This window comes from Arthrobacter ramosus, from assembly GCF_039535095.1.
GTDB lineage: Bacteria > Actinomycetota > Actinomycetes > Actinomycetales > Micrococcaceae > Arthrobacter > Arthrobacter ramosus.
Genome location: NZ_BAAAWN010000001.1, coordinates 286,995 through 300,959, shown reverse-complemented (window position 1 = coordinate 300,959; position 13,965 = coordinate 286,995). Strand labels below are relative to the sequence as shown.

The 13,965-nt window shown below is 63.3% G+C and carries 13 protein-coding genes; 8 read left to right on the top strand and 5 right to left on the bottom strand.

The window, feature by feature from the left end; all coding sequences use genetic code 11:
* The first annotated feature begins 88 nt into the window (after positions 1-88).
* The 6 genes from ABD742_RS01455 to ABD742_RS01430 all read left to right on the top strand — a co-directional run bounded on the left by ABD742_RS01455 (position 89) and on the right by ABD742_RS01430 (position 6,496).
* Positions 89-844, top strand: a complete 756-nt coding sequence (locus tag ABD742_RS01455; protein ID WP_234753454.1) for a carbohydrate ABC transporter permease — start codon at positions 89-91, stop codon at positions 842-844.
* A gap of 5 nt (positions 845-849) precedes the next feature.
* Positions 850-1,932, top strand: a complete 1,083-nt coding sequence (locus ABD742_RS01450; RefSeq protein WP_234753314.1) for a glycoside hydrolase family 130 protein — start codon at positions 850-852, stop codon at positions 1,930-1,932.
* A gap of 54 nt (positions 1,933-1,986) precedes the next feature.
* Positions 1,987-4,086, top strand: a complete 2,100-nt coding sequence (locus tag ABD742_RS01445) for a hypothetical protein (protein WP_234753313.1) — start codon at positions 1,987-1,989, stop codon at positions 4,084-4,086.
* 82 nt (positions 4,087-4,168) lie between these two features.
* Positions 4,169-5,248, top strand: a complete 1,080-nt coding sequence (locus ABD742_RS01440; RefSeq protein WP_234753312.1) for a glycoside hydrolase family 130 protein — start codon at positions 4,169-4,171, stop codon at positions 5,246-5,248.
* A complete protein-coding gene (locus ABD742_RS01435) occupies positions 5,248-6,132 on the top strand; it encodes an N-acetylglucosamine kinase (RefSeq protein WP_234753311.1) in 885 nt (294 codons plus the stop codon). The genes ABD742_RS01440 and ABD742_RS01435 overlap by 1 nt, the downstream gene beginning before the upstream one ends.
* Positions 6,133-6,283: 151 nt before the next feature.
* Complete coding sequence (locus ABD742_RS01430) at positions 6,284-6,496, top strand: hypothetical protein (protein WP_234753310.1); 213 nt, start codon at positions 6,284-6,286, stop codon at positions 6,494-6,496.
* Between the two features lie 95 nt (positions 6,497-6,591).
* Here the strand turns inward: ABD742_RS01430 and ABD742_RS01425 are convergent, their stop codons facing one another.
* The 5 genes from ABD742_RS01425 to ABD742_RS01405 all read right to left on the bottom strand — a co-directional run bounded on the left by ABD742_RS01425 (position 6,592) and on the right by ABD742_RS01405 (position 12,265).
* Positions 6,592-7,089 (bottom strand): SRPBCC family protein, encoded by a 498-nt coding sequence (locus ABD742_RS01425; RefSeq protein WP_234753309.1) that lies wholly within the window; start codon positions 7,087-7,089, stop codon positions 6,592-6,594.
* Positions 7,090-7,102: 13 nt separating this feature from the next.
* Positions 7,103-7,435, bottom strand: coding sequence for an ArsR/SmtB family transcription factor (locus ABD742_RS01420; RefSeq protein WP_234753308.1), 333 nt, complete (start codon positions 7,433-7,435; stop codon positions 7,103-7,105).
* A 227-nt stretch (positions 7,436-7,662) separates the two neighbouring features.
* Positions 7,663-8,496: a DUF559 domain-containing protein gene (locus ABD742_RS01415; protein WP_234753307.1), complete on the bottom strand. Its 834-nt coding sequence runs from the start codon at positions 8,494-8,496 to the stop codon at positions 7,663-7,665.
* A gap of 68 nt (positions 8,497-8,564) precedes the next feature.
* The gene (locus ABD742_RS01410) at positions 8,565-10,535 is read right to left on the bottom strand and encodes an ABC transporter ATP-binding protein (protein ID WP_308193879.1); all 1,971 of its coding nucleotides are present in this window, start codon (positions 10,533-10,535) and stop codon (positions 8,565-8,567) included.
* A complete protein-coding gene (locus ABD742_RS01405) occupies positions 10,532-12,265 on the bottom strand; it encodes an ABC transporter ATP-binding protein (RefSeq protein ID WP_234753306.1) in 1,734 nt (577 codons plus the stop codon). Before ABD742_RS01405 ends, ABD742_RS01410 begins: the two co-directional genes overlap by 4 nt.
* Before the next feature lie 164 nt (positions 12,266-12,429).
* On the opposite strand from ABD742_RS01405, the gene ABD742_RS01400 reads away from it, so the two are divergent.
* Entirely contained in the window at positions 12,430-13,266 is an 837-nt protein-coding gene (locus tag ABD742_RS01400; protein ID WP_234753305.1) for an alpha/beta fold hydrolase, read from the top strand.
* 148 nt (positions 13,267-13,414) lie between these two features.
* Positions 13,415-13,888, top strand: a complete 474-nt coding sequence (locus tag ABD742_RS01395) for a sensor histidine kinase (protein WP_234753304.1) — start codon at positions 13,415-13,417, stop codon at positions 13,886-13,888.
* Positions 13,889-13,965: the final 77 nt, after the last annotated feature.

The window sequence follows — 13,965 nt, the reverse complement described above, 5'->3', positions numbered from 1 at the left end:
TTCCGTGGCGAAGCGCAAGAACCTGGGCGTGGGCAGCTTCGTGCTGCTGGCCCTTGGAGCGTTCGTCTTCCTCTTCCCGTTCTACTACATGTTCATCGGCTCGCTGCAGACCTCCCCGGACACTTCCGTGGGCGGCGCCTTCCCTAGTCCGGCAAACATCACCGGTGAGAATTACAGCAACATCAACAACTCGATCGACCTGCTGAAAGGCCTGGTCAACTCGGGTGTTTTCACCGGTGGCGTCATTTTCTTCACGGTGGTGTTCGGGCTCCTGGTGGGCTACGCGCTTGCCCAGATGCAATTCCGCGGTAAAGGGTTTGTCTTCGGGATGATGCTGCTGGTGCAGATGATTCCGTTCCAACTCCTGCTCATCCCGCTGTACGTCATGATCGTCCGGGACTACGGACTCGCGGACACGTATCTCGGCATGATCCTCCCGTTCGCGATCAATTCCACCGCAGTGTTCGTCTTCCGTCAGTACTTCATGCAGCTGCCCTCCACTTTGTTCGAGGCCGCCCGCATCGACGGAGCCAGCGAGCTGAGGATCCTCTGGCAGATCGCGATCCCCCTGGTCCGGCCCGCCATTGTCACGGCAGTTCTGCTGACTTTCATCGGCCCGTGGAATGAGTTCCTGTGGCCGTTCCTCGTCACCAAGGACCAAGCCATTCAGCCGCTCGCCGTCTCACTGGCGAACTACATTTCGAACATTGCCGCCACGGCATCCAACCCGTTCGGCGCAATCCTTGCCGGTGCCTGCGTCCTCGCGGCCCCCGCCGTCGCGCTGTTCATCTTCTTCCAGCGCCAATTCATTTCCACCAATATCGGATCAAGCGTAAAGGGCTAAGCTCTATGACTTCCTCGACTTCAGCACTCCCCACTGTCCCGTTCACCCTCACCCGCGCCGGCGTCATCATGACCCCGGAGGACGGGAACGAGTTCGAAGCCGAAGGCGTCCTCAACCCGGCCAGCGGCCGCGGACCCGACGGAGAGCTGTACTTGCTGCCGCGCCTCGTGGCGAAGGGCAATGTCTCCCGCGTCGGGCTCGCCAAAGTGATCATCGGCGACGACGGCGTCCCGTCCGGCGTCGAACGCCAGGGCGTTGTCCTGGCACCGGACGAAGGGTGGGAACGCGGCCTCAACAACGCAGGAACGGAAGATCCCCGCGTCACCTGGGTACCGTCCCTCGGCCGCCACCTGATGACCTATGTTGCCTACGGACCGCTTGGTCCCCGCCTGGCCTTCGCCCATTCCGAAGACCTGCGCACGTGGGACCGCCTGGGGCCCTGCCATTTCGAGTACCAGGCGGACTTGTCCATGGACTTGAACTTGTTCGCCAACAAGGACGCTGTGTTCTTCCCGGAACCGGTCAACGATCCCGACGGCGTTCCTTCCTATGCCTTGCTGCACCGCCCCATGTGGGACCTTGGGTGGATCCGCGAGGGCGAAGGCGAGCACCTGCCGGCCGGCCTCGATGACAACCGCCCGGGTATCTGGATTTCCTACGTCGCAGTTGCCGACGTCGAAAGGGACATCCTCAACCTCGTTCACCTGCGCAAGCACAAGCTCGTAGCCCTGAGCGAGTTCCCCTTCGAAGAACTCAAGATCGGCGGCGGACCCGCACCGATCCGCGTCGACGAGGGTTGGCTCCTGATCTACCACGGCGTCACCGGGTCGATGGAAAAGTCTGCCTTCGACCACCAGCGGAACGTCAACTACTCGGCCGCTGCGATGATCCTCGACAGTGACGATCCCTCGATCGTGATCGCCCGCAGCGACAAGCCGCTCCTCGCGCCGGAAACGGAAGACGAGATTTCGGGCATCGTCCCCAACGTCGTTTTCCCCACCGCAATAGAGAAAATCGGCGAGCAGTTGTTCGTCTTCTATGGCATGGCTGATTCGAAGATCGGCGTGGCGCGGCTGGACCGCGCCTAGGCACCACCCTGCTTCAGTAGTCCTGCCCTTCTTCCACGCCCATAGGAGTTAGACATGACACCTCCCCTTGTTAATGGACGGCTGAAATCCGCCCCGGTCGCAGTTATTGCAACGTTGTCGATGCTCCTGGCCGGGGCGGGAGTGGCGTCAGCGGCACAGCCGGCCCAAGCTCCGGTGACGCAGCCCGCTGTGCCGCTGGCACCGGCGTCGGTATCGCAGGCACCGCTGACCAATCTGTCCCACCTGAATTTCCTGCTGGATACGGTTCCCCTTCACGCTGTGGATGGCCACACGACGCACCAGATCGGTGACCATCCCGCAGCTCAAGCACCGTGGACCTACGCCAACAAGAATGCCGACGGCAGCTACACGCGGGTAGGAGGAGGTTCCAAGGACCCGGCCACAGGCTACTGGAGCCAGGGGGCCTTCAACGCGGACGACGTTGCGCGCACCGCCGTCGTCTACTTGCGCCATTGGCAGCAGACCGGCGACGCCTCGAGCCGCACCCGTGCCTTCGACGTGCTGCGAGAGCTGACATATTTGCAGACGGCTTCCGGCCCCAACGCCGGAAACGTGGTCTTGTGGCAGCAGGCCGACGGCACACTCACCCCGAGTGCCAAGCCGGTGGAACTTCCCGACCCAAGCGATTCAGCCGAGTCGTACTGGCTGGCCCGGACCGTGTGGGCGCTGGGCGAAGGGTATGCGGCGTTCAAGTCCGCCGATCCCCAGTTTGCCGCGTTCCTGCAGTCCAGGATGGACCTCGCCGTCGCGTCCCTGAACAAGCAGTCCCTCGCCAAGTACGGAAAGTACGACATTGCCGACGGCGCCAAGGTCCCTGCCTGGCTGATCATCGGAGGGGCGGACGCCTCCGCCGAAGCCGTGCTCGGACTCTCCGCCTATTCAAAGGCCGCGCCCGACGACGGCGCTGCCGCTACCGCCCTGAGCCAGCTCACCGAGGGTATCGCCGCGATGTCCTCGGGATCGGTTCAGCAGTGGCCCTTCGGCGCGATTCTTCCGTGGAACCAGTCCCGAACCCTGTGGCACGCTTGGGGCGGAATGGCCGAGGCCGCCGTAGCGAATGCGTCCCCGGTACTGCATCGGCCTGACCTGCTGACCGCCGCCGTGAAGGACTCCGCCCAATTCACTCCGCAGCTCCTCGCCGCGGGCGGACCGGACAATGCCTGGAGCCCGACCCCGGGTGAGGCGCAGATAGCCTACGGCGTGGACTCGCGGGTTGAAGGACTTGTGGCGACCGCCAAGGCCGCGAATGCTCCCGGCCTGCTGGACGTCGCAGCAGTTGCTGCCGGCTGGTACTTCGGTGCCAACCGCAGTGGAAAGCCCGCCTACAACCCGGCAAGCGGCACGGCGATCGACGGCATCGAAACGGACGGCCGCGTCAACCCCAACTCCGGGGCGGAATCCACCATCCACACGTTGTTGTCCATGCTCGCCTTGGACGCCAATCCGGAACTCAAGGCCAAGGCCCTGGGGATCAGCAGCACTGTGGGGACAGACGGGCTCAAGGTAGCCGAAGCCGAATCCGGAACCAACACGGGCGGCGTAGTCGTCAAGCCTGCCTCCGCATGGACCGGTGAGGCGAACTGGTCCGGCGGCGCATACGTCGCCCTCAACGCGGGCGGCACCCTGAAGATCCCGGTCCCGGTCTCGAACCAGGCGCGCAATGCGTACCCGATCGTGAACCAACGCCCCGAAGCCGCCGGAACGACGTCGTGGACTTCCGGGAGCACTTTCCTCGGCACCACGCCCAACGGTGGCGCCGGCGAACAAGGCATCACGGCAGCTCCGGGCAAGCTCTTCCCCTTCTCCCTTGACCACGCAATGCCGGCGGGCCAGGACAGCCTGTTGGCCAAGGCCGGAAGCGACGTGTCGATCGACGGTGTGCTGCTGCAACCGCAGATTTCCTCGGTTTCCGTCTCCGGCTCCGGAGGCCAATCAACGCTGTACATCAGCGCGGCGTCGGGAAGCATCGATCGAAAAGTGGACATGCCCCAAGGGTTCCATCTGAGCCAGCAGGCCTTTGATGCTTCAGGCCAGCCCGTCGCACCGGGTCCTGACCAGACTGGAGCAGATCGTTCCGGCCGCGTCACCGTAGCCCCGGGTGGGTTCACCTGGGTGACCCTGGTCCGCAACTAGTCCCCACCGGCTCCCAGCCTTCGCACGCTCAGGCCGGGGCCCTCGCCGGTGTGGGCCCACGCCACCGCCACAGGAAGAACCCATGCAGAAAATCACCACAGAAGCCCTGTTCCACAGCTACGAGGGAGCACTCACGTTCAGCAATCCGCTGACCGACACCATTTCCACCGACCAGTTTTCCGCCGAGTACCCCGAGCACCCGGAATGGGCTGTGGGCCCGTTCCGCAAGGACGAATCCCTGACGTTCCGGCAAGTCCAGGACTGGGCCGATCCAACCGGCATCGGCTGGACCGCGGATTCAATCTTCAATCCCTCTGTCATGGAGCGCGACGGCAAGCTCTACCTCTTCTACCGCGCATCCCCGCGAAAGGAATCGGTCTCCAGCCGTATCGGCGTCGCCGTTTACGATCCCGAAACCGGGTGGCAGGACAACCCCTCCAATCCAGTGATCTACCCCACCCAGGACAATGAGATCCTTGGCTGCGAAGATCCCAAGGTGTACCAGGCCAATGGACGTTACTACATGTTCTACAACGGGATCTGGACGATCGACCGCAGCGAGGAGCAGGCTGGCCAGGACCCGGATGTCTATCCCCTTGGCGATGTCGGCTGCGACATCAACGTCGCAGTGTCCGACGACTTGATCCATTGGGAAAAGCTCGGCCAGGCTGTCCCTTACGAGGTTTCGCGGTTCTGGGCCAAGGGGGCAGTCATCCCCCGGAACGCCCAGGGCGACGCCGTCAAGATCGGTGGCCACTACCTGATGTATCTGTCCGAGGGCTGCGGCGGAACCACCCATGTGGGACGGTCCGCCGACATGGTGAACTGGACGTTTGAACCGCAGGAGTACCTGGACCTTGGGCCGCTGGGCGGCTCACTGCACGAAGTGGCCTGCGCCATTGTCGACGACGGCGACGGCACCGGGAGCGACGGCGGCAACCTCGTGCTCGACTTCTTCTACGGCGACGCAGACGGCCAATTTTCCGCCGCGCAGGCGCTCTATGACGTGAACCAGCCATTCACCCAGAAAGCGATGCACAGGGGTGGATCACTGGCCTGGGGCGGCCTGCTCAAATTCGGCGGAACCTGGATGTTCGCCCAAGGCTGGGATGCCCCTTCGGGGTCGAGGGAGATGTACTTCTACCGCGCGGACCCGAGCTAGTGGCACCAGGCGGCATCGGCACAGTCGTAGGTTTGGACATCGGAGGTTCAAAGACACGCGGCATCAAATGGCTGGATGGCACCGCCGTTGCCGATACTTCCGGCGGCAGCGCCAATGTCCAGAACGTGAGCCGCGCCCAAGCCCGCAGCAACCTGGAGGGTGTCTTCGCCACCCTCCAGGGCGGGTCCGTTGCGCGGGTGGTGGTTGGTTCCGGCGGGATCGACACGGCCGAAGACGCGAACGCACTGAGGGAACTGATCCAACCATTGGCTCCCGACGCCGTCGTCTCCGTTGTCCATGACACGCGCCTTCTCCTGGCTGCGGCAGGATGCAGTACTGGAATCGCCGTGATCGCCGGCACTGGATCGGCGGCCTGGGGCACCAACGGCGAGGACCAAGCACGTGCGGGCGGCTGGGGTTACTTGCTTGGCGACGAAGGCAGCGGTTACTGGTTTGCTCGTGAAGCGGTGAGGTACAGCCTCGAGCGCATGAACGATGGGCTGCGCGCCGACGAACTGACGAAAGCGCTCTTGAAATCTTGTGGACTCCTCGGCCCGGAGGGTTTGATTGCCCTTTTCCATGGCGACGCGGGACGCGAGTTTTGGGCTTCCAAATCACCGATTGTCTTTGAGTGCGCGGCAGCGGGGCACACAGGTGCTTTGGACATGATTCTCCAAGCGGGTGCAGATCTTGCCTCGTTGGCGGCAAGATGCGCCGGGCAACTGAACATCGAGGGGCCCATTGTCCTCGGCGGTGGCCTCGGGATGAACCAGCCCACCTTGCAGACGGCCATGCGGATAGCCCTTGCCAGCCGAGGCCTCGACACTTTGCAGGTCCTCACCCAGGATCCGGTCTTCGGCGCACTGCAACTTGCATCCCACTAGCGCCACCGGCTGTGATGAGACTCACTAGCAACAAACGGCATCCTGGCTTGAGCCGTCCGCGCCTCACTGTGCACTATGGAAAGGCTATACGGCGGCTTTCGCACTGGCGCGACAGCCGGATATCCGGATTCATGAATGGAAGCACTGAACAATGACGTTTGAAACTGCCGACTCCGTAACCCTCAAGATTTGGGACCGCTCAACCACCCACCACACGCTGGACGCGCTGGTGCACGACTTCTCGGTGCGCCACAACACCTCCAAGGCCAGCATCGCGGTCACCTGCAGCGGGCCCAACACCTTCACTGTCAGCCTCAACAGCAGCGCGGCCAAGGCCACCTCCTTCGACGCGCAGTCCCTGTAATAGCGCCGTTTCGGACGCCACGCGACGACGACGGCGGGACTCACCTCCCGCCGTCGTTCGCGTATCCAGGGTGCGGTCACTGCGCGCCGGGCATGTCAGGCTCGGGAGTGCTCGGAAAGGAGCGCGTCGATCTGGCCGGCTGCCTCCTGCATTCCCTCTTCCATACCCATGTCGATCATCTTCTTCATCTGCTCTTCTGATTCGAAGGTGGACAGGATGGTCATGCGGGTGCGGTCGCCGATCTCTTCGAGGGTCACCGTCGCATGGCCGGCCCCTATCTCCGCGACGGGAGCTCCGTTTTCGTCGGCAAAGCCGTCGTCGAACTCCAAGCGGTTCGGGGCCTGGATGGCCGTGATGCGCCACCAACCGCCAGCTTTCTCGCCGTCGGGACCGGTCATGTAATAGCTGGCCTTCCCGCCAGGTTCGAACTCGAACTGCTCAAAAGTAGCTGGCCAGGTGGGTGGACCCCACCAGCGCTCGAGCTGGCGCGGGTCTTCCCAGATCTGCCAGACCTCTTCAGGGCTGGCATCGAATTCGGCGACGAGGGTTAAGCTCAACGCTTCGGGATTCTTGGTGGAACTGATAACCGACATTGCGGAACCCTTCCTATTTTTTGGCGAGGATGTCTGCGATCCGCTCGACGCGCTGCCGCCAGATCGCCTCGTACTCATCGAGCAGCTGGCGGGCTTTCTGCAAGCCATCATGGTTGCCCCGCACGATCTGCTCCCTTCCACGCTTCTCCTTTGTTACAAGGGAGGCGCGCTCCAACACCGCCACGTGCTTCTGAACGGCGGCAAAACTCATGGCGTAGAGGGCTGCCAAACCGGACACCGAATACTCCCCGACCGTCACCCGACGGACGATGTCCCGGCGCGTGGCATCGGAAAACGCCTGGAAGAGGCGGTCAAGTTCGGTTTCACTGAGCTGATCTACAACCATTTGGTTGTAGGATATGCCGATGGCGGAGCGGAGTCAACGGGTATGGATACTTCGCACTCAGTCGAACTTCAGCGGAGTCCAACCGAACGGAACCGGGCCGCGTACTCGTGCCCGCTCCAGCGAGTGTCACGCGAGGCAGTTTTTTGGCCGCTGCTGGCATCCGAACGCCCGGATTTCCGGGCTTCTCCCTGACCCAAGGCCCCAAAAAGTTGCTTGGCGTGACACAGCTACGCCGCCGGACGTGCAATTTTCCCTCGTCCAAGCACCGCAAGAACCTCCGCAACCATGGCTTCCGCTTCATAGACCACGTCCGAGTAGTAGTAACGGAGCACCGTATAGCCCTGAACCACGGACGAGTTGTTACGGCGATGGTCTTTCTCTACCTGCCGCCAATCCGCATGGCTGCGGCCGTCGAGTTCCACCAACAGCCAATCGTCCAGCAACAGGTCCATGTAGCCCACGCCATCGAGATAGAACTGCGGCTGGACATGGATTCCGGCCCTCCGGAAGTAGGTCCGGGCCAGCGTCTCCAACATCGATTCAGCCCCGCGATCCACCCAGCGTAGAACCTCGCGTGCCTTGCCGTTTCGCTTTCCCGGCAGCCGCTCCCGCAGGAATCCCACCGTCATGTCACCCCGGGCCACAGCACACTCCACCATCACCAAGGAATCCTGCCAGGGCAGGCAGCGCAATGCGTGGATCAGGACATCTGCCAAGGCGGCCACTGGTCTGTGCGGATGCGCGGGAAGCAGCAAACCGCCGTGATGTAGGACATCGCAGGCGCCTTGGTTGCGCCTGTGGTGCACGTGCAGCGGGCCGGACTGGTTAATGACCCACAACCCGTAGAATGAGGCGGCACTGACGCAGGTCCGTATTTGGCGGTTCCGGACCAGGGCCACATCATCGACGAATGCCGAAGCCAGCGCGTAAACGCCGTGCGCGGGTTGTTCCACACCGCGGCGGACCGCCTTCCTCAGCTGGCCGTCGGTGATGCCAAGACGGGCCAGCACAGGCCTTCGCGCCACACCCCCACAGAGATTAAGCGCCTTTTCGACATCCATGTAGCCATCGTGCCGGGCCGCGGCGCGTCTGCGTCACCCCCGGCACGCCCTATGTGGACAGAGCCCCCTTAAACTTCCGCCACCGGCGCCGCGAACTGGGCTTCGTACAGCCGCGAGTACGCGCCTCCAGCGGCCAGCAGCTCCGCATGCGTCCCTTGCTCCACGATCTGCCCGGCTTCCATCACCAGGATGAGGTTGGCGTCGCGGATCGTGGACAGGCGGTGCGCGATCACAAAGCTCGTCCGGTCAGAACGCAGGGCATTCATGGCCTTCTGAACCAGAACCTCGGTCCGGGTGTCCACGGAGCTCGTGGCCTCGTCAAGAATCAAGACTGACGGACGGGCCAGGAACGCCCGGGCGATAGTGAGCAGCTGCATCTCACCGGCGGAAACGTTGCTGCCCTCATCGTCGAGCACTGTGTCGTAGCCCTCCGGGAGGGAGTGCACGAAGCGATCCACGTACGTCGCTTGTGCGGCCTCCAGAATCTCGGCTTCGGTAGCGTCGGGCCGTCCGTAGGCGATGTTGTCCCGGATGGTGCCGCCGAACAGCCACGTGTCCTGCAGCACCATGCCCATCCGCGAGCGCAGCTCGTAGCGGGACATCGAGGCGACGTCGACGCCGTCGAGCGTTATCCGCCCGGCGTCGAGCTCGTAGAAACGCATCATGAGGTTCACAAGGGTGGTCTTGCCTGCTCCTGTGGGCCCGACGATCGCCACAGACTGTCCGGGCTCGGCCACCAGGCTCAGATTCTGGATCAACGGCTTGTCTGCCGAGTAGGAGAAGGAAATGTTCTCGAACACCAAGCGCCCGCGTGTCACTTCGGGAACAGCCGAGGGCTCAGGATCAGCGCTTTGCTCCTCGGTATCGAGCAGCGAGAAGACGCGTTCCGCGGATGCCACCCCGGACTGGAGCAGATTGGCCATCGAGCCGAGCTGGGCCAGGGGCTGCGTGAACTGCCGGGAGTACTGGATGAAGGCCTGGACATCGCCCAACTGCATGGCGCCCGAAGCTACTTGAAGGCCACCCACCACGGCGATCCCGACATAGACGAGGTTGCCGATGAATGTCAGTGCCGGCATGATCAAGCCGCTGATGAACTGGGCGCCGAAGCTGGCTGAGAACAGCTCTGCGTTCTTCTCGCGGAACCGCTCCTCCACTTCGCGCTGGCGGCCGAACACCTTCACGAGCGCGTGGCCGGTGTAGGTTTCTTCGATCTGGCCGTTCAGCTCGCCGGTGTTCTTCCACTGCGCCACGAACAGCTTCTGCGAGCGCTTGGCAATCAGCACGGTGGTCACCAGCGTCAACGGCACCGTGACCAGGGTGATAAACGCCAGAATCGGCGAGAGCAGGAACATCATGAAGATGACGCCGGCCACCGTGAGCAGGGACGTGACCGCCTGGCTGATGGACTGTTGGAGGCTTTGCGAAATGTTGTCGACGTCGTTGGTCACGCGGCTGAGCAGCTCGCCGCGCTGCACCGAATCGAAATAGCGCAGCGGAAGCCGGTTGATTTTCGCTTCGATCTGCTCACGGAGCCGGTACACCGTCCGCTGCACGACGCCGTTGAGCACGTAGGCCTGAATCCAGCCGAACGCTGAGGCCAGGATATACAAGACCAGCACCCACAGCAGGATCGAGGACAACGCCCCGAAATCGATTCCGACGCCGGGAGTCAGGTCCATGCCCTTCAACATGTCGGCTTTGGAGCCCTGGCCGGAAGCACGCAGTCCGTCGATGACCTGTTCTTTGCTCACCCCGGCGGGAAGTTGCTTGGATACGACGCCGGAGAAGATCAGGTTGGTGCCTTGGCCCAGAAGCCGGGGGCCGATCACGGACAGGGTCACGCTCGCGACGGCGAGGAAGAGAACCAGGGTGAGCCACAAGCGCTCGGGCCGCAGCGTGCCCAGGAGCCGCTTGGCGGAGGGCAGGAAGTTCATGGCCTTTTCGGCAGGGATGCTCATTCCCGCGAAGGGTCCGCCGCGGCCTGGCCCCATCGGGGGACGCTGCGGGCGGTTGGCGGTGCTGGGTGCGCTGCTCATGCTGCCTCCTCCGCTGCCAATTGCGAGGAAACTATCTCCCGGTACGTTTCTGAAGTCTCCAACAACTCCTCGTGGGTTCCGCGCCCGACCAGCCGCCCGTCGTCGAGCACTAGAATCTGCTCAGCATCCGCGATGCTGGATACCCGCTGCGCAATGATGACCATGGTGGCGCCGGAAGTGTGGCGCTTGAGCGCCTGGCGGAGCCTGGCGTCCGTGGCGGTGTCCAACGATGAGAAGGAGTCGTCGAAGATGTAGAGCTCGGGCTGCTTCACGAGTGCCCGGGCGATGGCGAGACGCTGGCGCTGACCGCCGGAAACGTTGGTGCCACCCTGGGAGATCCGAGCGTCAAGCCCGCCCTCCATCTCCTCGACGAAGTCCTGGGCCTGTGCAATGGCGAGCGCCCTCCAGAGTTCTTCCTCGGTGGCGTCGGGCTTGCCGTAAAGAAGGTTGCTGCGAACCGTGCCGGAGAAGAGGTAGGGCTTTTGCGGCACCAGTCCGATGTGCCCCCACAAGAGGTCAGGGTGCAGTTCGCGGACGTCGACGTCGTCGATCCGCACCGAGCCGCTGCTCGCGTCGAAGAGCCGTGGCAGCAAGTTCACCAAGGTAGTCTTGCCCGCGCCCGTGCTGCCAATGATGGCCGTCGTCTGCCCTGCGCGTGCCCGGAAGCTGATGCCGCTCAGGACGGGCTGCTCGGCACCCGGGTAGGCGAATCCGACGTCGAGCAATTCCAGCTCGCCGCGTCCGGCGGTCTCCGTCACTGGGTTCTCAGGCGGCCGCACGCTCGATTGGGTCTCCAGCACCTGTCCGATGCGGTCCGCCGAAACAGCCGCACGCGGGATCATGACGGCCATGAACGTAGCCATCATGACGGACATGAGGATCTGCATGAGGTAGCTCAGGAAAGCGATTAGCGTGCCTACCTGCATGGATCCGTCGTCGATCCGGAACGACCCGAACCAGATCACGGCGACGCTGGAGACGTTGAGCACCAGCATCACCACGGGGAACATCAGAGCCATGAGCCGCCCGGCGCGCAGCGCCATCTCCGTGACGTCCTGGTTGGCCGAGGCGAAGCGTTCCGTCTCCATGTCCTCGCGCACGAACGCGCGCACCACGCGGATGCCGGCCAGTTGTTCGCGGAGCACGCGGTTCACGGTGTCGATCCGGACCTGCATCTTGCGGAACAGCGGGACCATCCGGCTAACAATGAGGCCCACCGCAACGAGCAACACGGGGACGCTCACGGCAATCAGCCAGGACAACTGGGCATCTTGCCGGACGGCCATGATGACCCCGCCGATGCTGAGCATGGGCGCCGCAACCATGAGCGTGCAGGACATCAGGACGAGCTGCTGGACCTGCTGCACATCGTTGGTTGAACGCGTGATCAGCGAGGGCGCACCGAAGCGGGTGACCTCCTGCTCGGAGAACTCCCCCACCCTGGTGAAAATAGCGCCGCGCAGGTCCCGCCCCAAGCCCATGGCGGCTTTCGCGCCGAAGTACACGGCCGTGATCGAACACGCGATCTGCAGGAGGGTGATGAGCAACATGAGGCTGCCGGTGCCCAGGATGTACCCGGTATCCCCCTTGGCCACGCCTTCGTCAATGATGTCGGCATTCAGTGTGGGCAAGTACAGCGACGCGATGGACTGCGCCAACTGGAAAATGACGACGGCGATCAGCAGCCGCCGATGTGGCCGCAGGTACTGAACGAGAAGTTTCCAGAGCATCGTTCTCCAACGCGCGTAGTGATTCGAAGGCCAGTCTACGACTGGTTGCTGGGGGCAACTAGGGCTTCCCCTCAGGGCGAAGCGTGGCGGGGGTAGTGCCGCCGTCGTGCCCGGACAGTAGGCTGGAAACGCTCGGCAAGATCCGCTACGAAAGGACCGTAGTCATGGCTTACATCACCGTCGGAAATGAAAACAGCACCGAGATCGAAATCTACTACGAAGACCACGGGACCGGCCAGGCAGTGGTCCTTATCCACGGCTATCCCCTGGATGGTTCGTCCTGGGAGAAGCAGACCGCCGCATTGCTCGCCGCAGGCTACCGCGTCATCACCTACGACCGCCGCGGCTTCGGCAAGTCCAGCAAGCCGACCGCCGGCTACGACTACGACACCTTCGCCGCGGACCTGAACACCCTGCTGGAAGCACTGAATCTCAACGACGCCGTACTGGTGGGCTTCTCGATGGGTACCGGCGAAGTGGCCCGCTACCTTGGCACTTACGGCTCGGCCCGGGTCGCGAAAGCCGTGTTCCTCGCATCCTTAGAACCGTTCCTCCTGCAGACCGCGGACAACCCCGGAGGCGTCCCGCAGTCCGTGTTCGACGGACTCACCGAGGCAGTCACAGCCGATCGCTACGCCTTCTTCACCGAATTCTTCAATAACTTCTTCAACGCTCCCACTTTCCTCGGAACGCATCGCCTGAGCCACGAAGCAGTCACCGCCAGTTGGAACCTGGCAGCGCATTCAGGCGCCTATGCCTCGGTGGCCGCGCAGCCCACGTGGCTCACCGATTTCAGGGCCGACATCCCCAAGATCGATGTGCCTGCCTTGATTGTGCATGGCACCGCGGACAACATCCTCCCCATCGACGTCACCGGCCGGAGGTTCGCCGAAGCGCTCCCCGGCGCCGAGTACGTGGAGATCGACGGCGCCCCGCACGGCTTGCTGTGGACGCATGGCGCCGAGGTCAACCAGGCCTTGCTCGGTTTCCTCGCGAAGTAGCGCGATCCAGATTCCTGACAAAAAATTAGGGCGAAACTAACTAAATATCGCGGGAACCTTAACTCCTCGGGTCCAGTCTTAATGCAAGCACAGGCGGAACCCATCCGCCGGCGAAAGCACCAAAGCTGCAAGGGGAGCAGGACCGGCCATGAAGACAACAACAGCCCTGGACGAGGTTACCGCCATCAATGGCGTGATCACCGATCAGCAACCGGTGGACTTCCACACTTTGGGGCTCGCTGGCTGCATCGACCGATTGGCCGCACCGCTCCGCCGCCAGGGGACCGAAATCCACTGGGAGACGCCGCACCATGGCGTCGAAATCTCGTCCGGCTCCGCTTCCTTGCTCTACCACGCCGCCAAGGAGGTACTCAGCAACGCGTTCAAGTACGCGCATGCCCACGACATCACCGTCCGGCTCGCCGCCGTCTACCACGGGATCCGGCTGACAGTCACGGACAACGGCGGCGGCTTCGACAGCCAGGCAACGCCTGCGGGCGCACACCACGGGTTCGGGCTCCGCCTCATGTCCATCGCCGTCAGCGAAGTGGGCGGCGAGGTCTCCGTCGTCTCCAGTCCAGGCAACGGAACCTGCGTAACCGTCACTTTGCCGCTCGACTGATACGTGTCGGTGCCCGACGGCGGCAGGCACCCGCCGTCGTCGGTTTCGGCGCTGCTGGTTCGCTATTCAAGTGAATC